The organism is Burkholderia sp. B21-005 (assembly GCF_020843965.1).
Lineage (GTDB): Bacteria > Pseudomonadota > Gammaproteobacteria > Burkholderiales > Burkholderiaceae > Burkholderia > Burkholderia ambifaria.
On the sequence record NZ_CP086301.1, the window covers coordinates 2,548,481 to 2,572,076 of the forward strand.

14 protein-coding genes are annotated in these 23,596 nt (G+C 68.9%); 6 read left to right on the forward strand and 8 right to left on the reverse strand.

Annotation, left to right across the window (positions count from 1 at the left end; all coding sequences use genetic code 11):
- Positions 1-104: 104 nt before the first annotated feature.
- From LMA02_RS11890 to dnaE, 3 genes are all read right to left on the reverse strand, one after another.
- Entirely contained in the window at positions 105-1,283 is a 1,179-nt protein-coding gene (locus LMA02_RS11890; RefSeq protein ID WP_228905061.1) for a glycosyltransferase family 9 protein, read from the reverse strand.
- 354 nt (positions 1,284-1,637) lie between these two features.
- Positions 1,638-2,726: a glycosyltransferase family 9 protein gene (locus tag LMA02_RS11895; RefSeq protein WP_228905062.1), complete on the reverse strand. Its 1,089-nt coding sequence runs from the start codon at positions 2,724-2,726 to the stop codon at positions 1,638-1,640.
- 323 nt (positions 2,727-3,049) lie between these two features.
- Positions 3,050-6,583 (reverse strand): DNA polymerase III subunit alpha, encoded by a 3,534-nt coding sequence (dnaE, locus tag LMA02_RS11900; protein ID WP_228905064.1) that lies wholly within the window; start codon positions 6,581-6,583, stop codon positions 3,050-3,052.
- A gap of 222 nt (positions 6,584-6,805) precedes the next feature.
- On the opposite strand from dnaE, the gene LMA02_RS11905 reads away from it, so the two are divergent.
- Together LMA02_RS11905 and gluQRS are read left to right on the forward strand one after the other, a co-directional pair.
- Positions 6,806-7,660, forward strand: coding sequence for a sulfurtransferase (locus LMA02_RS11905; RefSeq protein ID WP_175700136.1), 855 nt, complete (start codon positions 6,806-6,808; stop codon positions 7,658-7,660).
- A 22-nt stretch (positions 7,661-7,682) separates the two neighbouring features.
- A complete protein-coding gene (gene gluQRS / locus LMA02_RS11910) occupies positions 7,683-8,576 on the forward strand; it encodes a tRNA glutamyl-Q(34) synthetase GluQRS (RefSeq protein WP_228905066.1) in 894 nt (297 codons plus the stop codon).
- Positions 8,577-8,841: 265 nt separating this feature from the next.
- Here gluQRS and LMA02_RS11915 read toward each other — a convergent pair whose 3' ends face one another.
- The 4 genes from LMA02_RS11915 to purT form a co-directional block, all read right to left on the reverse strand.
- On the reverse strand, positions 8,842-10,413 hold the full coding sequence (locus LMA02_RS11915) for a DEAD/DEAH box helicase (RefSeq protein WP_228905068.1): 1,572 nt from the start codon (positions 10,411-10,413) through the stop codon (positions 8,842-8,844).
- A 433-nt stretch (positions 10,414-10,846) separates the two neighbouring features.
- Positions 10,847-11,230 carry an MliC family protein gene (locus tag LMA02_RS11920; RefSeq protein WP_228905070.1) on the reverse strand — a complete coding sequence of 128 codons (384 nt, stop codon included), beginning with the start codon at positions 11,228-11,230 and terminating at the stop codon, positions 10,847-10,849.
- 99 nt (positions 11,231-11,329) lie between these two features.
- On the reverse strand, positions 11,330-11,524 hold the full coding sequence (locus tag LMA02_RS11925) for a DUF6726 family protein (RefSeq protein WP_228905072.1): 195 nt from the start codon (positions 11,522-11,524) through the stop codon (positions 11,330-11,332).
- 18 nt (positions 11,525-11,542) lie between these two features.
- Positions 11,543-12,757 (reverse strand): formate-dependent phosphoribosylglycinamide formyltransferase, encoded by a 1,215-nt coding sequence (gene purT, locus LMA02_RS11930; RefSeq protein ID WP_228905077.1) that lies wholly within the window; start codon positions 12,755-12,757, stop codon positions 11,543-11,545.
- A 216-nt stretch (positions 12,758-12,973) separates the two neighbouring features.
- Between purT and LMA02_RS11935 the strand changes: the two genes are divergently transcribed.
- Together LMA02_RS11935 and LMA02_RS11940 are read left to right on the forward strand one after the other, a co-directional pair.
- Positions 12,974-13,519: an META domain-containing protein gene (locus LMA02_RS11935; RefSeq protein WP_175760379.1), complete on the forward strand. Its 546-nt coding sequence runs from the start codon at positions 12,974-12,976 to the stop codon at positions 13,517-13,519.
- A gap of 180 nt (positions 13,520-13,699) precedes the next feature.
- On the forward strand, positions 13,700-18,508 hold the full coding sequence (locus tag LMA02_RS11940; protein ID WP_228905078.1) for a DNA translocase FtsK: 4,809 nt from the start codon (positions 13,700-13,702) through the stop codon (positions 18,506-18,508).
- A 100-nt stretch (positions 18,509-18,608) separates the two neighbouring features.
- Here the strand turns inward: LMA02_RS11940 and LMA02_RS11945 are convergent, their stop codons facing one another.
- On the reverse strand, positions 18,609-19,856 hold the full coding sequence (locus tag LMA02_RS11945) for a lactonase family protein (RefSeq protein ID WP_228905079.1): 1,248 nt from the start codon (positions 19,854-19,856) through the stop codon (positions 18,609-18,611).
- A 166-nt stretch (positions 19,857-20,022) separates the two neighbouring features.
- Between LMA02_RS11945 and LMA02_RS11950 the strand changes: the two genes are divergently transcribed.
- Both LMA02_RS11950 and phaZ read left to right on the forward strand, forming a co-directional pair.
- Positions 20,023-21,852 (forward strand): glycoside hydrolase family 15 protein, encoded by a 1,830-nt coding sequence (locus LMA02_RS11950; RefSeq protein WP_228905080.1) that lies wholly within the window; start codon positions 20,023-20,025, stop codon positions 21,850-21,852.
- Positions 21,853-22,063: 211 nt separating this feature from the next.
- Positions 22,064-23,545, forward strand: a complete 1,482-nt coding sequence (gene phaZ / locus LMA02_RS11955; protein WP_228905083.1) for a polyhydroxyalkanoate depolymerase — start codon at positions 22,064-22,066, stop codon at positions 23,543-23,545.
- Positions 23,546-23,596: the final 51 nt, after the last annotated feature.

A 23,596-nucleotide genomic window follows, 5' to 3' on the forward strand; every position in this document is an offset into this window, starting at 1 on the left:
GACGGCGCGCGCCGCTGCCGGATGCGCGGCCGCACGCCTTCGACGCGTGGCGCCGCAATGCCACGCTCCGCCTTTCAAGTCGGGAAATGTTCAGGGCTCGCGCGTCAGTCCGAGCGCGCGCGATGCAGCCGCGACGTGTCGATGACCGTATCGGCGGCGTCCGGCGGATTCAGCCCGAGCATCTCGGCCGCCGCCATCTTCACACGCTGCGTGCCGAGATTGACGAGGCAGTCGCTGTGACTGTCCACATGGCGCTCGCAGCCCTCCTGCCGGCACGGCACGCAATCGCCCTCACCCTGCAGCAGCCATACGTTGCCGTGCCGCGCGGAGCCGCGCAGCGCCCACGGATTTTCGGTCGGCGGCCAGTGCTGCGGCCACGGCCCCCAGCGCACCGGGTCGGACGGACCGAACAGCGCGATCGTGTCGACGCCCGTCGCGGCCGCGACGTGCGTCGCGCCCGTATCGGGCCCGACGAACAGCCGCGCGCGCCGCACCAGCTCCGCGCTTTCGCCGAACGTGAGGCGGCCCACCAGGTTCAGCACGTCGCCGCCCGCCCCGGCCGCGACCTGCTCCGCGTACTCGCGCTCGCGATCGGCCGGGCCGCCCGACAGCGCGATCGCAAAACCCTGCGCGCGCAGCCATTCGATCATCTCGATCCAGCCTTCGAGCCGCCATTGCTTGTAGCGAAACATCGGGTACGGATGCAGCACGACGAGCGGCTTGCCGTCGCGGATGGCCGGCGACTCCGCGAGCCACGCGTCGAAACGCGCGCGCCGCGCGGGATCGTCGCCGATTCCCGGCGCAACGACCTCGGACACCGGCTCGATGCCGATCACCGGCGCGAGCGCGAGCGTGCTGACGACCGTGTGCGCGGACTCGTGGTGATTGATCGCGATGCCGTTCAGCATCATCCGCGTAAGCCACGTGACACGGTTCGGATCGACGAGGCCGACGCGCTTGCGGCCGGCGAACCAGCTATAGAAGCGCGGCCGGTCGGAGCTCAGTGCCGCGCACGCGAGATCGTAGCGGCGCCACATCGACAGCGCGTCGCGCAGCCGCTCCCGGAACCCGGCGCGCTGCGCGACGACGATCACGCGCCGCACGTCGGGGTTGTGCTCGAGCACGCCCTCGGTGCCGCGAAACACCAGCATGTCGATCTGCGCATCGGGCCAGCGCGCCTTCAGCGAACGCACGAGCGGCGTCGTCAGCAGCACGTCGCCGATGCGGCGCGGTGCGGCGACGAGGATGGTTCTGGGCGGGTGGGCGGAAGAAAACAGGGCCACGGCGATCGTTCCGTCAAGCAGGCTGGACAAGGCTCGCAATGTACAGGATTTTGCGGCCGCAGGCGTGGCGTCGGGCAGCGGGCTTCGAGTGTGGGCGGCACGTTCCGGCGGCGGGTGGTAGCCGGTGCCGCCCTTTCCGGCGATGCGGCAACGGCGGGCGGCGGGCGGCGGCCAGCGGGCATCGAGCGGGGGCGGCACGTCCCGGCGGCGGCCGGTAGCCGGTGCCGCTCTTTCCCGGCGACGCGGCAACGGCGCGCCGCGCGCTGCGGGACCTGCGGCCACCGCGTCGCGTTGCTCCCGTTTGCGCCCGTTTGCTGCCGCTGGCCTGTCCCGTGTCAGCGCCGGCCGGGCGCGCTACGAAACGATCGCACCGACCTCGGGTACGGCGAGCGTGACGTCCGGAAGCGGCAGCGCGCCGCCCGTCGCGTCGTCGGCCCGCCCGGCCTTCGTCAACAGATGCAGCACCGCGCGCTCGAGCGCGTCGACGCCGATCGCGTCGACCGTCGCGCCGGCCCGCAGGATCATGTGCGGCACGCCGAGCGGATGCCAGCGCCGGTATTTCTCGGGACGGTCCTCGAACAGCGCGGCCACCGGCACGCCGAGCGCCGACGCGAGATGCACGGGAGCGCTGTCGGCCGACACGATCGCGTCGAGCAGGCTCGTGGCGGCCACCAGTTCGGCCACCGACGACGGCGCGACATGCCGGGCGTTCACATCCCGCCACGCGTCGCCGTCGGCCTCGGCTGACACCGCGGGATCGCGAAACACGATCACGTCGGCGAACGGCGCGAGCCGCCGGCCGAGATCGCACCATCGATCGGCCGGCCAGCGCCGCTCCGTCGCCTTGTTCGAGACGAACAGGCCGACGCGCGGCTTCGTGCGGGCCCCTAGCAGCCGATACCAGGTGTCCTGCAGCGCGCGATCCGGATGGACGGACAGCGCGAGACCGTCGAGATCAGCACGACCGAGTTCGGGCACGAGCCGGAATCCCGACAGCGCTTCATGGCACATCGGCCGCGACGCAACGTGTGCGGGCTTGCGATCGTCGAATTCGGAATCGGCATCGTGCCAGCGGCAATCCTTCACGCCGAGCTGCCGTGCCAACTGGATGCTGCTGCGATGCATGCCGCCGTTCGGCACGACCACGAGGTCGAACCGCAGGCGGCGCAGCCGGCGCACGAGCCGCAGCCGGTCGAAGAACGCGCGCATCCGTCCGGGGCGGTCGTTGCGCTCGCACTGACGGCTGTACACATACGTATGGACCGCGTGCACGTCCGAGTTGCCGTCCAGCGCGCTCGCGTTGTAGCGGTTCGCGACCACGTGCAGTTCCGCGTCCGGCCAGCGCCGTTTCAGCGCGCCGAGGAAAGCGGTCGTGCACAGCATGTCGCCCAGAAAATCAATCCGGATCACGAGGATCCGCCGCTTCGGTGTCTCATTGGCCATTGTTATGGTGTCACTGTCGATTTGTTATCGTCGCGCACAGACCGGCATCCTGACGTCCAGCGCCGCGCCGGCCTCCTCGCGGGGTCGCTCACGGCGCCGCGCCGCATCGTGTGCCGCGCGAACCGTCCCCGTTTTCAAGCTCGTGATGTCACCGCCGGCCGGAGGATGGACCGCGGCCGGCGTCGGATCTGCATTGCGCGCGACGGATTGTATAGCGTCCGAATGACAGCCCCAAGCACCCGCCGAAATGAAAACGGCCCGCCGCACCGCACGTTGGCGATGCGACGGGCCGTAAAAGCGACGACCGTCCGGCGGGGACGCGTTCAGTACGTGATTTCGACGACGCTGCCGTCGAAGGTCGCGCGCAGCTCCGCGAGCAGCGTGTCGCTCGGCTTCACGCGCCACGCGTCGCCAAGACGCATTTCGCCCTGCGCGCGCGCGTTGCTGTAGTGAACCTGCACCGCGAGCCCGTTCGGCAACGGTGCCTGCGGGCGACGGCCGCCGTCGCGCCCGCCGCCACGCGGCATGGGCGCCTCGACCGGAGGCGCGGCCGCCGAATCGTCCTTCGACACGTGCGGTTCGAGCACGCGGCGCAGCACCGTCGCATCCGCATTGCCGTTCATCGTGAGCCGCACCGCCTGCGCGTAGCGGCTGCGCGCACGTTCGAGATCCATCACCGTGTCGGCCGTGAAGCGCAGACCGCCGGTGAACGCGTCGTTGCGCGCCTGCCCCTGCACGATCAGCAGTTCGTCTTCCTTGAACAGCGCCTTGTTCGCCTCGAACTGCTCGTTGAAGATCGTGATCTCGCACTGGCCCGAACCGTCGTCGAGCAACGCGATCAGCATCTTGCCGCGCTGGGTCATCTGCGTGCGCAGCGACGCGATGATGCCCGCGACGAGCTTGTCGCGCCCCTCCTTCAGATCGCCGATCTTCTGCCTCACGAACCGGCGCACTTCATCGCGATACGCGTCGAACAAGTGGCCGGACAGGTAGAAGCCGAGCGCGCCCTTCTCTTCCTGCAGGCGGCGCTTGTCGTCCCACGCGGGTTCGTCGACGAGCGCATGCGCGTGCGGCGACTCGGCGCCCATGTCGAACAGGCCGGCCTGCATCGCGTTCGCCGCGGCCTGCTCGGCCGCTTCCATCGCGAGCGGCACCGACGCGAGCATCTGCGCACGGTTCGCGTTCAGCGAATCGAATGCGCCGGCGCGGATCAGCGCCTCGACCGTGCGGCGGTTGACGACGCGCCGGTCGATCCGTTCGCAGAAGTCGAACAGGTCGGTGAACGGCTTTTCCTCGCGCGCACGCAGGATTTCCTCGATCGCATTCTGGCCGCTGCCTTTCACCGCGCCGAGGCCGTAGCGGATCGTGCGCGAGCGCTTGCCGTCGGCTTCGCCGACCGGCTCGAAGCGGTAATGCGACTGGTTGATGTCCGGCGGCAGCACGACGAGGTTGTTCACGACGCAATCGTCGAACAGGATCTTCACCTTGTCGGTGTCGTCCATCGCGAGCGTCATGTTGGCCGCCATGAATTCGGCCGGATGGTGCGCCTTCAGCCACGCGGTGTAATACGCGAGCAATGCGTAGGCCGCCGCGTGCGACTTGTTGAAGCCGTAGCCCGCGAACTTCTCCATCAAGTCGAAGATCTCGTCGGACTTCTCGCGCGTAAGGCCGTTCTTCGCCGCACCCTCGGCGAAGATCTCGCGATGCTTGACCATCTCCTCGGGCTTCTTCTTGCCCATCGCGCGACGCAGCAAGTCGGCGCCGCCGAGCGAGTAGCCGCCGATGATCTGCGCCATCTGCATCACCTGCTCCTGATAGACCATGATGCCGTAGGTCTCTTTCAGGACGGGTTCGACGCGCGGATCCGGATACTCGACCTTCTCGCGGCCGTGCTTGCGGGCGCAAAAGCTCGGGATCAGGTCCATCGGGCCCGGACGGTACAACGACACGAGCGCGATGATGTCCTCGAAGCGGTCGGGCTGCGCATCCTTCAGCATGCCCTGCATCCCGCGGCTTTCCAGCTGGAACACGGCGACCGTGTTGGCCTTCTTCAGGATCTGGAACGACGCGGGATCGTCGAGCGGCACCTGCGCGAGCGACCAGTCGGCCTTCGACGCATCGAGGCGGCGGATGTAGCGCTCGGCCCAGTCGAGGATCGTCAGCGTCGTGAGACCCAGAAAGTCGAACTTCACGAGGCCGACGGCTTCGACGTCGTCCTTGTCGTACTGGCTGACGACGCCGCCGTCGTCGCCCTGCGTGTACAGCGGGCAGAAATCGGTCAGCTTGCCGGGCGCGATCAGCACGCCGCCCGCGTGCATCCCGACGTTACGCGTCAGGCCCTCGACGCGCTGCGCGAGGTCGAGCAGCTGGTGCACTTCGTCCTCGTGGTCGTAGCGCTCCTGCAGTTGCGGCTCTTCCTTCATCGCGTCGGCGATCGTCACGTGCTTGCCCGGCTTGAACGGGATCAGCTTCGCGATGCCATCGGTGAACATGTAGCCGAGATCGAGCACGCGGCCGATGTCGCGCACGGCCGCCTTCGCGGCCATCGTGCCGAAGGTGGCGATCTGCGACACGGCGTCCGCGCCGTATTTTTCCTTCACGTACTGGATCACGCGATCGCGGCCGTGCTGGCAGAAGTCGATGTCGAAGTCGGGCATCGACACGCGTTCCGGATTCAGGAATCGCTCGAACAGCAGGTTGTAGCGCAGCGGATCCAGATCGGTGATGCCGAGCGCGTACGCGACCAGCGAGCCGGCGCCCGAGCCGCGGCCCGGGCCGACCGGCACGCCGTTGTTCTTCGCCCAGTTGATGAAGTCGGCAACGATCAGGAAGTAGCCCGGGAAGCCCATCTTCGTGATGGTCCCGCACTCGAATTCGAGCCGCTTGTAGTACGTGTCGCGCTGCGCGTCACGCTCGGCCGTATCCGGAAACAGCTGTTCGAGGCGCTTCTCGAGCCCCTCCTTCGACAGCTGGACCAGGTAGTCGTCGAGCGACATGCCGTCCGGCGTCGGGAACAGCGGCAGCTTCGGCTTGCCGAGCTCGAGCTTCAGGTTGCAGCGCTTCGCGATCTCGACCGTGTTCGCGACCGCCGACGGCAGGTCGGCGAACAGCGCGACCATGTCGTCCTGCGTGCGGAAGTACTGATCGGTCGTGAAGCGCTTCTGGCGCCGCGGATTCGCGAGCATGTCGCCTTCCGAGATGCACACGCGCGCTTCGTGCGCGGTGAAATCATCGTCGGTCATGAACTGCGTCGGATGCGTCGCGACGACCGGCAGACCGAGCGACGCGGCGAGCGTCGCGGCCTGCTGGATGTACGCCTCGGCGCCCGGCTGGCCGTAACGCTGCAGCTCGATGTAGAAGCCGCCCGGGAACACCTTCGCCCAGCGCTCGGCATGACGGCGCGCGGCTTCCTCGTTACCGGCCGCGAACGCGAGCCCGATATCGCCCTGCTGCGCGCCCGACAGCGCGAGCAGCCCTTGCGACAGTTCGCCGTCGAGCCAGCTCGCGTCGAGCTCCGCGCGGCCGCGATACTGGTTCGTGAGCCACGCCTTCGACAGCAGCTCGCACAGGTTCAGGTAGCCGACCTTGTCCTTCACCAGCAGCAGCAGGCGCGACGGTTTGTCGCGATCGTCCGGATTGGTGATCCAGACGTCGCAGCCGGCGATCGGCTTGATGCCCTTGCCGCGGGCTTCCTGGTAGAAACGGACGAGGCCGAATGCGTTGCCGAGATCGGTGAGGGCGAGCGCGCCCTGGCCGTCCGCGGCCGCCGCCTTGACGATGTCGTCGAGACGCACGATGCCGTCGGCAATCGAGAATTCGGAGTGAACGCGAAGATGGACGAAGCGGGGATCTGACATGGGCGTTATTGTAGCCGCGTCGTCGCGCAGGCTGCCCAAAAAATCCCCGCGCCCGGCCGTTCGGCCGATGCACGCGATGCAGGCCGAACGCTCAGGTGCCGGCGCATGCGCAGTTTGCGGGATAATACGGGTTTTCGAATCTTCGCCCCGGCTTCGCACCCTTTTTTGCGGGGCCGCCGTGCGCCCCGCCGCACGGCCGCGGCCGTTTCCCGTCGGACCATCATGACCATCGTCAACCTCGCCGCCTACCACTTCGTGTCGATCGACGCGACCGAGCAATGGCGCCCCCTCGTCACCGCCCGCTGCAACGAACTCGGCCTGCGCGGCACGATCCTGCTCGCGCCGGAAGGCATCAACCTGTTCGTCGCCGGCCCGCGCGAAGCGACCGACGCGTTCATCGACTACATCCGCCACGATCCGCTGTTCGAAGGCAAGTTCGCGACGCTGCAGTTCAAGGAGAGCCTGTCCGACTCGCAGCCGTTCCGCCGGATGCTCGTGCGCCTGAAGCGCGAGATCATCACGATGAAGAAGCCCGCGATCAAGCCCGAGCTCGGCCGCGCGCCGTCGGTCGACGCACGCACGCTGAAGGCGTGGCTCGACCGCGGCCACGACGACGCCGGCCGCCCGGTCGTGATGCTCGATACGCGCAATGCCTTCGAAGTGGACGTCGGCACGTTCGACGGCGCGCTCGACTACCGGATCGACAAGTTCAGCGAGTTCCCGGAGGTGATCGACGCGAACCGCGCCGATCTCGAGGGCAGGACGGTCGTGTCGTTCTGCACCGGCGGGATCCGTTGCGAGAAGGCGGCGATCCACATGAAGGAAATCGGCATCGACAACGTGTACCAGCTCGAGGGCGGGATCCTGAAGTATTTCGAGGAAGTCGGCGGCGCGCACTATCACGGCGACTGCTTCGTGTTCGACTACCGCACCGCGCTGAACCCGCAACTGCAGCCGACCGAGAACGTCACGTGCTTCGCGTGCCGCGCGGTCGTCACGCCGGACGCCCAGCAATCGCCGAGCTACGTGCCCGGCAAGTCGTGCCCGGCCTGCGCGCAGGCAGCCAGCGCCGCGTAAGCGCGCGTTGCGCCGCGCCCCGATGAACGGCTACCGCGGCCGCTTCGCGCCGTCGCCCACCGGCCCGCTGCATTTCGGCTCGCTGGTCGGTGCGCTCGCGAGCTGGCTCGACGCGCGCGCGCACGGCGGCGCGTGGCTCGTGCGCATCGAGGACATCGACGGCCCGCGCACGGTGCCCGGCGCCGCTGACGACATCCTCGCGACGCTCGCGCATTTCGGCATGACGCCCGACGAGCCGCCCGTATGGCAAAGCACGCGCGATGCCGATTATGCGGCCGCCCTCGAACGGCTCGTCGCCGCGGGGCGCGTCTATCCGTGCGGCTGCACGCGCAAGGAAATCACCGATTCGCTGCGTGCCGCGCACGAGCGTCACACGACACTCGCGTACCCCGGTACCTGCCGCACCGGCCTGCACGGCAAGCCCGCGCGCGCGTGGCGGCTGCGCGTGCCGGACGGCGACGATGCGATCGTCACCTTCGACGACCGCTGGCAGCACACGCAAACGCAGAACCTCGCGACCGAAGTCGGCGATTTCGTGCTGAAGCGCGCGGACGGCCAATGGGCGTATCAGCTCGCGGTCGTGGTCGACGATGCCGACGCGGGCATCACGCACGTCGTGCGTGGCGCCGACCTGCTCGATTCGACCGCGCGCCAGATCTACCTGCAGCGCTGTCTCGGCGTGCCGACACCCGCCTACCTCCACGTGCCCGTCGTCGTCGACGCGAACGGCGAAAAGCTCAGCAAGCAGACGGGCGCGATCGCGCTCGAACGCGACGATCCGCTGCCGGCGCTGCGGGCCGCCGCCGCGCATCTCGGCCTGGCAGTCGATGGCGGTCCATCGGGCGATACGATGGATGCGTTCTACGCGGCCGCGACCGAGGCGTGGGCACGCCGCTTCGGACAGCGCGCCGATTGAATCGCGCGCAGGACACGGTCCGGGCCGACCGCGTTCCTGCATCCGTCGGCGCCGATTCAAGTTGCATGAGGACAACAGCACGCCCGCTGACTGCACGGCACCGGAGCGTCCCCCGGACTGCGCCGCCCCGCGCGGCACGTCATGGCCCCCGCTCACCCACGCGCTCGCAATCCACTCGCCCAATGAAAAACGGGCACATGCTCATCGCATGCACCCGTTTCTGCGGCAGCGCTCGCGCGCCGCACCAACCGCTTGACCCGCCCGCTTACGCCGACGGCTTGCGCGGCATCCCGAAGCCGCCGAGCAACGCGGCGACCTGACGTTTCGGCCCCTTCTTCTCGTGCTGCTGCGCGGACTGCGTCTCTTCCGGCTGCGTCGCCGGCACCGACGGTTCGTACGGCTTCAGGAAGAAATCGTCGACCGGCGCCTCGTGGCGACGATGGTGGCCGCCACGCTCGGACCCACCCGAACGACGCGCCGACGCACCGCGATGCTCGTCGCGCTCGCGCCGACCGCCGCGTTCACCACCGCGTTCGCCGCTGCGCTCCCCGGCACGCTCGCCGCCACGCTCGCCGCCGCGCTCGTCGTGACGATGACGCGACGGCTTGTCGAGCGCGAGCGTCTGCACCTCGAGCGGACGCTTGATCAGCTTTTCGATATCGGCCAGCTGCTTGCGCTCGTTCGGGCTGCACAGCGACAGCGCATCGCCCGTCGCGCCCGCGCGACCCGTGCGGCCGATCCGGTGCACGTAGTCTTCCGCGTTGAACGGCAGGTCGAAGTTGATCACGGCCGGCAGTTCGACGATGTCGAGACCGCGCGCGGCCACGTCGGTCGCGACCAGCGCCTCGATCTCGCCGCGCTTGAACGCGTCGAGCGCCTGCATCCGCTCGAGCTGCGACTTGTCGCCGTGGATCGCCGACGCGACCACGCCGTCGCGCTCGAGGTTGCGCGCCAGCCGGCTCGCGCCGATCTTGCTGTTGCAGAACACGATCACCTGCTTGAGCCCGCGATCGCGCAACAGTTGCACGACGGCCGAGTGCTTGTCGCCTTCGGCCACGTCGTAGACGATCTGCGTGACGTTCGCGTTGGTCGAGTTGCTGCGCGCGACCTCGATCGTCTGCGGGTTGCGCAGGTAGGTCGATGCGAGCTTCTTGATTTCCGGCGAGAAGGTGGCCGAGAACAGCAGCGTCTGGCGTTCCTTCGGCAGCAGGTTCAGGATGCGCTGCAGGTCGGGCAGGAACCCCATGTCGAGCATCCGGTCGGCTTCGTCGAGCACGAGGATCTGGACCTGACCGAGGTTCGCCGTCTTTTGCTGCACGTGGTCGAGCAGGCGGCCCGGCGTCGCGATCAGGATCTCGACGCCGCGGCGCAGCTCGGCCATCTGCGGATTCATGTCGACGCCGCCGAACACGACCGCGCTGCGCAGCGACGTGTGCTTCGCATACGCGTGCACGTTCGCGGCGACTTGGTCGGCGAGTTCGCGGGTCGGCGTGAGGATCAGCGCGCGCACCGGGTGGCGCGCCGGGGACGCGCTCGTGCTGGCCTGCGGCAGCAGCCGCTGGATGATCGGCAGCGAGAAGCTCGCGGTCTTGCCGGTACCCGTTTGCGCGGCGCCCATGACGTCGCGCCCGGCGAGCACGACGGGAATGGCCTGCGCCTGGATCGGCGTCGGCGTCGTATAACCCTGCTCCGCAATGGCTTTCAGGATATCGGCGGCAAGGCCGAATTGATCGAAGGTTGCGTCGACTGGCTTGGCGACAGAATCGGACATGGTGGCGTTTCGCTCAAAAGGCGCGGCGGGGACATCGTGCGTCAGGCCCGCCGGGCCTGCGCTCATCACAATTCGGAAGTAGACGGAGCCGCGGCGCGCCGCGCGGCGCCGCTCTGGCGCTTGGGACCGGTTCGATTCGAACAGCGGGCACCACAGGCCGTGCGGACTCCGTTCGGCGCGAATGCCGGCGGAAAGGGCCGTATTGTAGCACTGCGCGGCCATCTGTCCGTGACAACACCGCGAACGGCCCCGGGTGGCGGTTCGCGGCGTGCGCCGGGAGGCTGGGCGCGGGCGATGCGCGGAGCGATCGGGCTATTCCGATCGGCCGATGGCCGCTATTAGGGGCCGGATCGCGGTCGTGGAGATCGAAAAATCACCGGATGGCCGGCGAGCCCGGGGGGCCGCCCGATCCGCCGTCCGGTTCAGGACCCCACCCGGCTGGCCGCGCCGGTCGCGGCGATCGGCACGCTCGCATCACGTATCCGATCGCGTGCGGCGCTCAGCCCTTCTTCTTTTTCTTCTTCTCGACCTGCATGCAGTCGCCCAGCAGCGGTGCCGCATTCTGGTCGGCGATCTCGTCGCGCAGCGTCCCTTCCCTGCCCTTCGTCCACCACGTATAGCGTCCGGCCTGATAACGCGCGCCCGACGCCGATACGGTGTCGACGAACAGCAACTGCTGCCCGTTGACCGGCACCAGCGCGAAGCTCTGGCCGTTGGCCGCGCGCCAGTACGACACGCGTACCGGCTGCTTCAGGTTCGCGCACTGATAGATGGTCTGCTCGCGCGCATCGGCGTCGATCTCCTCGACGGTCAGTTGCGCGGCATGCGCGACGGAAACGGCGATGCCGGCCAGCGCGAGCGCGGCGAAGGTTTGGCGAATCATGCAGATCCTTTCACGAGACGGGTGGAAGCGCGCCCTCGCGGAACGCGCGGTTATCGTTGGTGATGGGACGAGGGTGCCGAGGGGACGAGGATTCGGCGCTCAGGGATCGATGACGTCGGCGCACGCGTCGGTCGGCGCGGCCGCGATATGGCCGACGAGCGGCACGATCTTCAACCCGGCCGATGCGACCCGGCACGGCGCGGCCGCGAGGCCGCACCCCGCGAGACTCGCGATCAGCGCCAGCGCGGTGCCCAGCCTGCCGATACGTCCGATCCGCCGCCATCTCGATGCCATCGCGCGCGCCTCGTCTCGTCAGCGCGTCGACACGGGCCGCACGGCCGCCGCGGCACGCTTCGCGCGTTCGCGGGCTTCGTCGACGCTCGCGCCGGTCGCGAGGGCGACGCCCATGCGCCGCTTCGCAAAGCTTTCCGGTTTGCCGAACAGGCGCAGGTCGGCGCCCGGCACGGCCAGCGCGTCGCGCACGCCCTCGAACGCGATGCCGCGCTCGTCGAGCCCGCCGTAGATCACCGCCGAGGCGGCCGGCGAACCGAGCGTCGGATCGACCGGCAGCCCGAGAATCGCGCGCGCGTGCAGCTCGAACTCCGACTGACGCTGCGACGCGAGCGTGACGAGACCGGTGTCGTGCGGCCGCGGGCTCACCTCGGAGAACCACACGTCGTCGCCGCGCACGAACAGCTCGACGCCGAACAATCCGCGCCCGCCGAGCGCCTCGGTCACCTTGTGCGCGATCTCGCGCGACTTTTCCAGCGCGAGCGCGCTCATCGGCTGCGGCTGCCACGATTCGACGTAGTCGCCCGCCACCTGCACGTGGCCGACCGGCTCGCAGAAGTAGGTCCGCGTCTCGAGCGTCGCCGGGTCGATCGCGCGCACGGTCAGTTGCGTGATCTCGTATTCAAAATCGATGAAGCCCTCGACGATCACGCGGCCGTGGTTCACGCGGCCGCCCGCCATCGCGTAGTCCCACGCGGGCTTCACGTCGGCTTCGGTCCGCACGACCGACTGCCCCTTGCCCGACGACGACATCACGGGCTTCACGACGCACGGCATGCCGATCTTCTCGACGGCCGCGCTGAATGCGTCGAACGAATCCGCGAACGCGTACGGCGACGTCGCGAGCCCGAGCTCCTCGGCCGCGAGCCGGCGGATGCCTTCGCGGTTCATCGTGAGCTGCGTCGCGCGCGCGGTCGGGATCACCTCGGCCAGGCCGGCCGCCTCGATCGCGGCGAGCGCGTCGGTCGCGATCGCCTCGATCTCCGGCACGATCAGGTGCGGACGCTCGGCCTCGACGACCGCGCGCAGCGCGGCGGCGTCGGTCATGTCGACCACGTGCGCGCGATGCGCGACCTGGTGGCCCGGCGCGTCCGGGTAGCGGTCGACCGCGATGACTTCGACGCCGAGCCGCTGCAACGCGATGATGACTTCCTTGCCGAGTTCGCCCGCGCCGAGCAGCATGACGCGCGTGGCCGAGGGAGAAAGCGGTGTACCGAGCCGCTGACCGATCTGCATGTGATTTCCCGCTGGTTCTGTTGGAGGACGAAAACGGCTTCGATGTTAACACGCGCACCCGCGCCGGTTTGGCCGGTTTCGTCGCGCCGCCGCCCCGCCGCGCGCGGCCCGCGGGCGGGCCGCGAACGTTTTCACGCGCGAAGTGTCGGCTCGCCTCGCGCGGGGCGGGTGCGTTACTCTTACGCCTTGATCAGAATCCGATGAGGAACGAGGCTCATGTCCCACTTGTCCGCCGCCGCACGCGCACGCACCGGTCTGCTTCGCCCGTTGCGCGCGCCGCTCTGCGCGTTGACGCTTGCCACGCTTCTCGCCGCCTGCGCGATGCCGACCCACCCCGATTCCGCCGCCCCCGCACCCGACCCGTACAATCCGGCCGCCGTCCAGCTGCTCGACGACACGAGCTGGGAGCTCACGAGCTGGCTGAACGCCGACGGCACGCCGCGCACGATTCCGCACGGCGACAACGGCGAGCCGATCAAGCTCGCGCTGTCCACCGAATCGGGCGTCCGGCGCGCCAGCGGCTTTTCGGGCTGCAACCGTTACATGGGCACCTATGCGCTCAAGAACGGCCTGCTGAGCTTCGGACCGCTCGCCGGCACGCGCATGGCGTGCCCGAACGCGCTCGGCGGCCAGCTCGAGCACGCCTACCTCGATGCGCTCGCGCACATCGAAAAGACCGGCGTGCAGATGCGCGAGCCGCAGCAACTGCAGATCGTGACCGAAGCCGGCGCGACGCTGACCTTCACGCGCCGGAGCCCCTGATGCGGCGCGCGGGCGAAGGCCGACCGGCCGCCTTCGCCACGCGCGCAACCCGGACGCATACGTCCCGCAGCCTGGAAGCGCAGCGCTGCCTTCATGCTGCATTAGAGTCCTGTTCGTCGGCCGGTTAAACTCGGCGGGTCGCGCACCGCGCTCCCCGCCCTCTTCCTGTTTCATCAAAGCATGCACACGGTTGTCTTCGGCTGGTTCGGCATCTCCGCCGTCTGGTTCCTCCTTCTCTTCTGGCGTCTCGTTCAGGCGATGCTACCCGCTGGCGGCGGCCTCGCCGGCCGCGGCTCGATTCGCCTGTGGCTGGGCTTCGCGGCCGTGTTCGTCGCGAGCTGCGCACTGACGAGCCCGTTGTCGGGCCCCGACACGAATGCGCTCGGCCACGCGTTCTCGAACGGCTTCGCGCACGTGCTCGGCCCGATCGGCACGCCGGTCGCGATGGTCGTGCTGTTCTTCGCGGGCCTGCCGTGGCTGACCGGCATCGGCTGGCGGCAGTTCGCCGCGTGGGTCGACACGTCGTTCGGCGTCAAGCTCGCGCGCGACGTCGACGACGACGATGTGCGCGGCGTCGCCGATCTGCCGCGCAGCGCGCTGCACCGTGACGACGACCTCGTGCAGCCGACGACCGCCCATACCGTCAACTCGATGGCGCCGCGGCAGAACGGCCGGTATTCGCGCCCGACGGTGTGGAAACCCGATCCGCAAGCCCGGCCGAAGCCGCGCAGCAAGGCAGCACCGCGTCCGCTCGCGGAGCCGGTCGCGCCGTCGGGGTGGCTCAAGCCGACGCCGGCCAGCCGGATGCCGGCACCGCCCGCACCGGGCACGGCGAGCGCAATGCCGCCCCCGACGACCGGCAGCACCGCCAGCCTCGCGCGCGCCGCCGCGAACGCACAAGTCCCGCGCCCCAATCCGGCCCCGCTGCCGGCCGGGTTCGAGCCCGTTCGGCCGCAACCGACCGCCGCGCGACCGGCCGCGGCCGCGCTGAAGCAGCCGGCCGCGCCTCGCACCGCGGTCACGCCGCGTCCGGTCGGCACGACGCCGCCGCGCACGCCGGCACGCCCGGTGACGGGAGCCGGCGCCGCCGGCCAGTCGCAGGATGCGGCACGCCGCCGCCCCACGCCGCCGACACCGGCACGCGCGCCGCTCTACGCATGGGTACAACAGCCCGCGGAGCCGATCACGCCCGCGCCGAGCGTTCACGACACGCTGCGCTCCATCGAGGCCAGCACCGCGCAGTGGGCGGCGCTGGATGGCGTGCGCCCGACCGATGGGTCGCCGGCGACGGCCGCCGCAGCGACTGCGGCGACCGTGGCCGGCACGGTTGCTGCCGCGGGCAGCGTGGCCGCGTCAGCATCGGCGGCATCGATGGCCTCGACTGCATCGACTGCCGTACCGGCTGGCGTCGTTCAGGATGCGCGTCAGTTCGCACCTCTCGACACAACCCGTCCGGATGCGCACGAAGCTGCGTCGGCATACGACGACAACGCACCGATCGTGCTGGATGCGTTCATGCCGGCCGAGCCGATCGTGCGCGCGCCTGCTGTTACTGTTGATGCGGTTGATGCTGTTGATACCGGCACCTCTACGTTCAGTGACGCCGCGCGCCATGCCATGTCGGATTCCGCCATCGAGGACGATGCGCCGACGCGTCATGCGGACGGCGAGCATCGGCATGGCGCCGATGTTCCTGCCGCGCCAGCATTCGATGCACCGATCGACTTTGCGCCGTGGGAAGACATCGTCAGCCAGCCGGTTTCCGGACTCGGCGAATCACACCAGCGCCCGGTTGCCACGCCGCTGTCCGCCACGCGTGAGCCGGTGGCCGCACACACGGCTGTCGAAGCGCCTGCGGCCGCCGTCACACCGACGGCAAGCGATATGGGCCGCCCCGTCGATGCGAAGGACGTGGGAACGGCCGCCAGGATCGCCGGCCAGTTCCAGCCGCAATCCGCGCCTCCTGCCGACACCGGCGTATCGGTCGAGGCGAAACAACACGCACACGCAACCCTGGACGACGTGAAGCCCGTCCAGCCGGTCGCGCCGGGCACTCCCCTCCCCGCTTCGTCGATCGCGGCAACGCCGACGCGTCCGCCCGCCGACGCAATGCCCGTCGCGGCAGCGACGACGACGACGCCCTTTGCCGCGTCGAATGCCGCACTGGCCGACGCCGTGACGGGAACGGTCTGGAAGGTAGCGGAAAATCACACTGGCGACACCGCGCCGTTGCCCGCAGACACGCAACGCGCGACGCCGGTGGCGTCTGCTGCGGCGACTGCGTCGACCTTCGCGAGCGCTGAATCTGCGTCCGTCGATTCCGCTGCGCCCGCGTCGTGGTCGAAACCGTTGTCGGCTGAACCCTTCGCTGTCGCGCAGACAGCCCCGGTAGCTGGCACGCCGTCGCCCATCGGCACCACGCCCGGCTCCGCTGCGCCGGCACCGGCACCGGCACCGGCACCGGCAAACACGTCGAACAGCACGCCGCTCGCCGCCACGCCTTCGTTTGCCGGCGTGACGAACACGGCCTCCGGTTCGCTGTCGCAACCGGCCGCATCGGTCGCGACATCCGTCCCGACGTCCGCAGCGGGCGCTTCCAGCCCGACCACAGCGCCGTCTTCCGTATCCGCACCGTTCGCAGCGGCTGCGACGTCCGCGACGGGCGCCTCGGGCATGCCCCTCGCGCAGCCTGCTACGACCGCGCCGACCGTGACAGCCTCGTCGGCACCTGCATCGACCGGCGCGTCCTTCAACGCAACCGCCTCGCAACCGACGCCAAGCACGCCGGTGTCGCCTGCCGCAGTGTCGTCCGCCGCGTCAGGTAGCGCATTTGCCACAACGTCGAGCGCGTCGGCCACGCCTTCGGCAGCACCGCCGAGCCGCATGCCCGACGCTTCGGCGATCGGTCAACCGTCCATGTCGACGGGCGCAGTACAGACGGCAACCGGCACCGCGCCTGCCGCTGCCGTTGCCGCCGCTACTGCCGCCGCCGTCCCAGGCGCTCTCACCCCGACGAGCCCGGTCGCGGCCGCTTCGCCCGCCGCATTCGGCGGCACGCCAGTCTCGACGAGCGGTGCGCTTGCCTCCGTCGCCGTAACCCCCACCGCGACGGCATCGGCTGCGCCCGCGACTTCCGCGAGCCCGTCGGCGTCGGCCTTGCCGACCCTCTCCGTTCCGGGCGCCTCCATCGACGTGGCGACACCGACACCACCCATCGCGCCCACCCCGGCGCCGCAGGCCCAGCCGTTCGCCGCCCCGCCGGCTGCCGCTGCTGCGCCGTCGAGCTGGGCCATGCCCGGCGCCGGCGCAATGCCCACGACGACCGGCACCGCGATCCCGGCCGTCACGACCGCGCCGCTCCCGGCCGCAACGTTTCCCGCGGCCACCCTGCCGACCGCAGTCGATCCCGCCGCACTCGTGGAATCGAGCGCTCCGAGCCCCGACGCACCAGCCGCACCCGAGCGCCCGCCGCGTCCGAACGCATTCGAATTCCACGCGCCCGCCTCGTTCAACGTCGAACTGCCGACGCTCGATCTTCTCGAGCCCGCCTCCGGCGACGTCGAACCGATCACCGAAGAACATCTCGCGCAGACGGGCCAGGTGATCGAACAGCGCCTGCAGGAGTTCAAGGTGCCGGTGACGGTGGTCGGCGCATCGGCGGGCCCGGTGATCACCCGCTTCGAAATCGAACCCGCGCTCGGCGTGCGCGGCAGCCAGATCGTCGGCCTGATGAAGGACCTGTCGCGCGGCCTCGGCCTCACGTCGATCCGCGTCGTCGAGACGATTCCCGGCAAGACCTGCATGGGCCTCGAACTGCCGAACGCGAAACGCCAGATGATCCGCCTGTCGGAGATCCTCGAATCGCGCCAGTACCAGCACTCGACGTCGCAACTGACGATCGCGATGGGCAAGGACATCACCGGCCACCCGGTCGTCACCGATCTCGCGAAGGCGCCGCACATGCTGGTCGCCGGCACGACGGGCTCCGGCAAGTCGGTCGCGATCAACGCGATGATCCTGTCGCTGCTGTACAAGGCGACGCCCGAGGACGTGCGGCTGATCATGATCGACCCGAAGATGCTCGAGCTGTCGGTCTACGAAGGCATCCCGCACCTGCTCGCGCCGGTCGTCACGGACATGAAGCTCGCGGCGAACGCGCTGAACTGGTGCGTCGGCGAAATGGAGAAGCGCTACCGGCTGATGTCGGCCGTCGGCGTGCGCAACCTCGCGGGCTTCAACCAGAAGATCCGCGACGCGGAAGCGAAGGAAAAGAAGATCGGCAACCCGTTCTCGCTGACGCCCGAAGATCCCGAGCCGCTGTCGAAGCTGCCGCTGATCGTCGTCGTGATCGACGAGCTGGCCGACCTGATGATGGTCGCCGGCAAGAAGATCGAGGAGCTGATCGCCCGTCTCGCGCAAAAGGCGCGCGCGGCCGGCATCCACCTGATCCTCGCGACGCAGCGCCCGTCCGTCGACGTGATCACCGGCCTCATCAAGGCCAACATTCCGACGCGCGTCGCGTTCCAGGTGTCGTCGAAGATCGACTCGCGCACGATCCTCGACCAGATGGGCGCCGAATCGCTGCTCGGCCAGGGCGACATGCTGTTCCTGCCGCCGGGCACCGGCTACCCGCAGCGCGTGCACGGCGCGTTCGTCGCCGACGAGGAAGTGCACCGGATCGTCGAATTTCTGAAGCAGTTCGGCGAGCCGCAGTACGAGGAAGGGATTCTCGACGGCCCCGCTGCCGACGGTGCGACGCAGGACCTGTTCGGCGACGCGCCGGATGCGGAAGCCGATCCGCTGTACGACGAAGCGGTCGCGTTCGTCGTGCGCACGCGGCGCGCGTCGATCTCGTCGGTGCAGCGTCAGCTGCGCATCGGCTACAACCGTGCCGCACGCCTCGTCGAGCAGATGGAAGCGGCCGGACTCGTGTCGGCGATGGGCATCAATGGCAGCCGCGAGGTGCTCGTGCCGGCCGCGGCCGACTGAGCATGGCGGCCGCATGGCCGCAGACGATCGTTACGGGCGCCCCGCGCAAGCAGCCGCCCGACACTGAAAGGGCGCTGCCTCGGCAGCGCCCTTCGTGCATTTACTGCGCCACCGGCACCAGCTTGAAGTCGACCGGGCTGCCGAGCGCAACCTTCTGCGGATTCGAGCCGAGCTGCCCCGTTTCGACATCGCGGCTGAACACGTAGAACGTGTCGCTGTCCTGGTTGCCGACGATCAGCCACTTGCCGGTCGGATCGATCAGGAATTCGCGCGGCGTCTTGCCGAGGCTCGACTGGCGGCCTACAAGCTTCAACCGGCCGTCGGCCTGGCTCACCGCGTAGATCACGATGTCGTTCACGTCACCGCGGTTGGTCACGTACAGGAAGCGGCCGTCCGGCGACAGGTGGATCGCGCCGCCGCCGACCTTGCCCTTGAAGCCCGGCGCCGTCATCGGCAGCGTCTCGACCGGCGTCAGCTTGCCGTCGTGGTAGCCGAACACCTCGACCGAAGCGTTGAGTTCGCTCGTCACGTACGCGAACCGGCCGTCGGCGCCGAATACCATGTGACGCGGGCCGGAGCCGGCCTTCACGGGCGTGTAGCGCGTGTCGGTCGGGCTGATCAGCCCGCGGCTGCCGTCCACCGTGTAGCGGTAGCCATAGAGCTTGTCCGCGCCGAGATCCTGCACGAACAGGTAGCGACCATCGGGCGAGAACACCGTCGAGTGCACGTGCGCGCCGTCCTGGCGCCCCTTCACGGGCCCCGTGCCTTCGTGGTGCACGGTGAGCACGGCCGGGCCGACCGCGCCGCCGTCGCGGGTCGGGAACACCGCGAAGCTGCCGCCCGGATCGGCCGCGACCGAATAGTTGGCCGTGACGAGGTACTTGCCGTCCGGCGACAGCGCGAGATAGCAGGGATCGTTCCCTTCCGACGAAACGCGGTCGATGAACGTGAGCGCACCCGTTTTCGGATCGAAGCCGAACGCGCTGACGCCGCCGCGCTGCGTGGCCGGCCCGTTGTCGCCGGGCAGTTCGTTGACCGCGTAGACGGTGCGACCGTCGCGGCTCGGCAACAGATAGGACGGATTCACGGTCTTCGCCGACGACACGGGCGCGACGCTGCCCGTTTTCGTATCGAAGTGGTACACATAGATCCCGTCGCTGCCGTGCCCCGTATAGGTGCCGACGAGCAGGTTGTAGACGCCGTCGGCCGGTGCCGGCGATTGTTGTGCGTAGACGTGGGTCGCGGACAAGGAAAGCACGAGCGCGAAACCTTTCATCCAGTGAGCGAGCCTAAGCGGGAACCCTCGTGTCGAAGCGCGTGCGTCATGCTCGCGTAAACGGTTGGGCATTGAATCCTCCTTGCATCGAGTCGCTTCAAGTGTTGAGATAGGACGAAACGCCGGCCGTTCATGCGCTCCGCCGCCCGGCCGAGTATACGGGGCGCGACGCCGACACGTGAAGCCCGGGCGACGCAGCCTGCATTGTGAACTCGAATAACCCAAGGACCGCTTGCCCATGCCCGCCCTGATCGAAGACTACGCCCTCGTCGGCGACGGACACACCGCCGCGCTGATTTCGAAAGACGGCTCCGTCGACTGGCTGTGCTGGCCCCGCTTCGATTCGGGCGCCTGTTTCGCGGCGCTGGTCGGCACCCCCGAGCACGGCCGCTGGCTGCTCGCGCCGGCCGCCGACGCCGCGATCACGCACACGTCACGCCGCTACCGCGGCGACACGCTGATCCTTGAAACCGACTACGAAAGCGTCGACGGCGCCGTCACCGTGATCGACTTCATGCCGCCCGGCAACGGCTGGTCGGAACTCGTGCGGATCGTCGTCGGCCGGCACGGCACGATGAAGATGCGCATGGAACTGGTGTTGCGCTTCGACTACGGTTTCTCGATCCCGTGGGTCACGCAGTTGTCACGCGAGAACGGGATGAAAGCAATCGCCGGACCCGATACGGTCGTGCTGCGCACACCGGTCGAGCTCACTGGCAAGAACCTGCACACGCTCGCCGAATTCACGGTGAGCGCCGACGAGCGCATCCCGTTCTCGCTCGGCTACGCGGCGTCCCACCTGCGGCTGCCGCCCGCGCGCGACCCGCTGTCGATGCTCGCGCGCACCGAGAACTACTGGCTCGAATGGTCGGGGCGCTGCCAGGTGCAGGGCCGCTACGCGGCCGCCGTGCGCCGCTCGCTGATCACGCTGAAGGCGCTCGCGTACGAGCCGACCGGCGGCATCGTCGCGGCGCCCACCACGTCGCTGCCCGAGAAGATCGGCGGCAACCGCAACTGGGACTATCGCTACTGCTGGCTGCGCGACGCGACGATCACGCTGCTCGCGCTGATGCGCGGCGGTTATTACGACGAGGCGCGCGCGTGGCGCACGTGGCTCGGCCGCGTGATGGCCGGCTCGCCCGAGCAGATCCAGATCATGTACGGGATCGCCGGCGAGCGCCGGCTGCCGGAAATGGAGCTCGACTGGCTGCCCGGCTATCAGGATTCGAAACCGGTGCGCGTGGGCAACGGCGCCGCGAACCAGCTGCAGCTCGACGTGTTCGGCGAGATCATGGCCGCGCTGCACCTCGCGCGCGTAGGCGGCCTGCAGGCCGACGACACGGTCTGGTCCGTGCAATGCGCGCTGCTCGACCATCTCGAGAAGATCTGGCAGGAGCCCGACGAAGGCATCTGGGAAACACGCGGCGGCCGCCGCCATTTCACGTTCTCGAAGGTCATGGCGTGGGTCGCGTTCGACCGCGCGATCAAGTCGGCGGAGATGTTCCGGCTGCCCGGCTCGCTCGACCGCTGGCGCGCGCTGCGCGACCGGATCCACGCGGACGTATGCGAGAACGCATGGCATGAAGGCAAACGGTCGTTTGCGCAGAGCTACGGCAGCGACGAGCTCGACGCGAGCGTGCTGCTGATGCCGCTGCTCGGCTTTCTGCCGCCGGAAGACCCGCGCATCGTCGGCACGGTCGACGCGATCGAGCGGGAATTGCTGCACGACGGGCTCGTGATGCGCTACCGCACGACCGAATACGACGACGGCCTGCCACCCGGCGAAGGCACGTTTCTCGCGTGCAGCTTCTGGCTGGTCGACAATTACGCGCTGCTCGGCCGGATCGACGACGCGCACCGGCTGTTCAGCCGGCTGCTCGCGCTGTCCAACGACCTCGGGCTGCTTGCCGAGGAATACGACCCGGTCGAAGGCCGGCTCGTCGGCAATTTCCCGCAGGCGTTCTCGCACGTGGCGTTGGTGCATACCGCCATGAACCTCATGCACCACGAAGATGCAATGGCGCGCGCGGCAGGCCAGCCCGCACCGGCCATGGCGACGGGGCGCTGACCGGCGGCGGGGCGGCTTCTTCAGAGATCGTCAATTCGCAAAAGTTTGATGAAAAATCGGGGAAATGTTGCATTGCAACATCCATCGTTGTCCGATATGATCAACTCGATTGTCCGGCCGCACTGCAATATGGCCGGTTGCTGACCCACACGGCACGCCGCGACGCACCACACCGCCCCTGCGCACCGTCCCCCAAGCGGGAGTAGTCTGCATGCTTTACCAACTGCACGAATTCCAGCGGGCCATGCTGAGCCCGCTCACGGCCTGGGCCCAGGCCGCCTCCAAGTCGTTCGCCAATCCGTCCAGCCCGTTCTCGCTGATGCCCGGCGCGACGCGGATGGCGGCCGCTTACGAGTTGATGTACCGGCTCGGCAAGGATTACGAGAAGCCCGAATTCAACCTGCACCAGATCGTCAAGGACGGCCACAACATCCCGATCGTCGAGCAGACGATCGTCGAGAAGCCGTTCTGCCGGCTGCTGCGGTTCAAGCGCTATTCGGACGACGCCGACGCCGTCACGCAACTGAAGGACGAGCCGGTCGTGCTGGTCTGCGCGCCGCTGTCGGGCCACCATTCGACGCTGCTGCGCGATACCGTGCGCACGCTGCTGCAGGATCACAAGGTGTACATCACCGACTGGATCGATGCGCGGATGGTGCCGGTCGAGGTCGGCCCGTTCCACCTGCACGACTACGTCGCGTACATCCAGGAATTCATTCGTCACATCGGCGCGCGCAACCTGCACGTGATCTCCGTGTGCCAGCCGACGGTGCCGGTGCTCGCGGCGATCTCGCTGATGGCGAGCCGCGGCGAGGACACCCCGCTCACAATGACGATGATGGGTGGGCCGATCGACGCGCGCCGCAGCCCGACCTCGGTGAACTCGCTCGCGACGCAGCACTCGACCTCGTGGTTCGAAAACAACGTGATCCACACGGTGCCCGCGAATTATCCGGGCGAAGGCCGCCACGTGTATCCGGGCTTCCTGCAGCACACGGGCTTCGTCGCGATGAACCCGGAGCGCCACGCGCAATCGCACTGGGATTTTTATCAGAGCCTGCTGCGCGGCGACGAGGAAGACGCCGAAGCGCACCGCCAATTCTATGACGAGTACAACGCGGTGCTCGACATGGCCGCCGAGTACTACCTCGAGACGATCCGCGTCGTGTTCCAGGAATTCCGGCTCGCGGAAGGCACGTGGGATGTCGAAGGCGAGCGCGTGCGTCCGCAGGACATCAAGCACACCGCGCTGATGACGATCGAGGGCGAGCTCGACGACATCTCGGGCAGCGGCCAGACGCACGTCGCGCACGAGCTGTGCACGGGCATCCCGCAGGACGATCGCCGCAGCCTGACCGCGGAGAAGTGCGGTCACTACGGGATTTTCTCGGGCCGCCGCTGGCGCACGATCATCTACCCGCAACTGCGCGACTTCATCCGCGAGCATGCGCCGGAACCGAAGAACGGCGCGACGAAGACGCCCGCCGATGCCCCGGCCACGACAACCCTCGCCGCCGTGCCGGCCAGCAAGCAGCCCGAAACGACGCGCGCCACCGTCGCGAAACGCGTGCGCGCGAAGGCGCCGGCCGCGACGGTTGCCCCCGCCAGGACGGCAACCGTGAAGGCCGCGCCGGCCGCGAAAAGCACAGGCAGCACGCGGGTCAAACCCGTTCGCGCGCGCAAGGCCGCCTGACGCGCCGCATTCCGACGCAAAAACGCCGCCGTTGCTTGTGTGCACGGCGGC

Bases quoted from the DNA above. Each gene is read 5' to 3' on its own strand.
- LMA02_RS11895 (WP_228905062.1), bottom strand. From the start codon at position 2,726: ATGGCCAATGAGACACCGAAGCGGCGGATCCTCGTGATCCGGATTGAT.
- dnaE (WP_228905064.1), bottom strand. From the start codon at position 6,583: ATGTCAGATCCCCGCTTCGTCCATCTTCGCGTTCACTCCGAATTCTCG.
- LMA02_RS11905 (WP_175700136.1), top strand. From the start codon at position 6,806: ATGACCATCGTCAACCTCGCCGCCTACCACTTCGTGTCGATCGACGCG.
- gluQRS (WP_228905066.1), top strand. From the start codon at position 7,683: ATGAACGGCTACCGCGGCCGCTTCGCGCCGTCGCCCACCGGCCCGCTG.
- LMA02_RS11915 (WP_228905068.1), bottom strand. From the start codon at position 10,413: ATGAGCGCAGGCCCGGCGGGCCTGACGCACGATGTCCCCGCCGCGCCT.
- LMA02_RS11920 (WP_228905070.1), bottom strand. From the start codon at position 11,230: ATGATTCGCCAAACCTTCGCCGCGCTCGCGCTGGCCGGCATCGCCGTT.
- LMA02_RS11925 (WP_228905072.1), bottom strand. From the start codon at position 11,524: ATGGCATCGAGATGGCGGCGGATCGGACGTATCGGCAGGCTGGGCACC.
- purT (WP_228905077.1), bottom strand. From the start codon at position 12,757: ATGCAGATCGGTCAGCGGCTCGGTACACCGCTTTCTCCCTCGGCCACG.
- LMA02_RS11935 (WP_175760379.1), top strand. From the start codon at position 12,974: ATGTCCCACTTGTCCGCCGCCGCACGCGCACGCACCGGTCTGCTTCGC.
- LMA02_RS11940 (WP_228905078.1), top strand. From the start codon at position 13,700: ATGCACACGGTTGTCTTCGGCTGGTTCGGCATCTCCGCCGTCTGGTTC.
- LMA02_RS11945 (WP_228905079.1), bottom strand. From the start codon at position 19,856: ATGCCCAACCGTTTACGCGAGCATGACGCACGCGCTTCGACACGAGGG.
- LMA02_RS11950 (WP_228905080.1), top strand. From the start codon at position 20,023: ATGCCCGCCCTGATCGAAGACTACGCCCTCGTCGGCGACGGACACACC.
- phaZ (WP_228905083.1), top strand. From the start codon at position 22,064: ATGCTTTACCAACTGCACGAATTCCAGCGGGCCATGCTGAGCCCGCTC.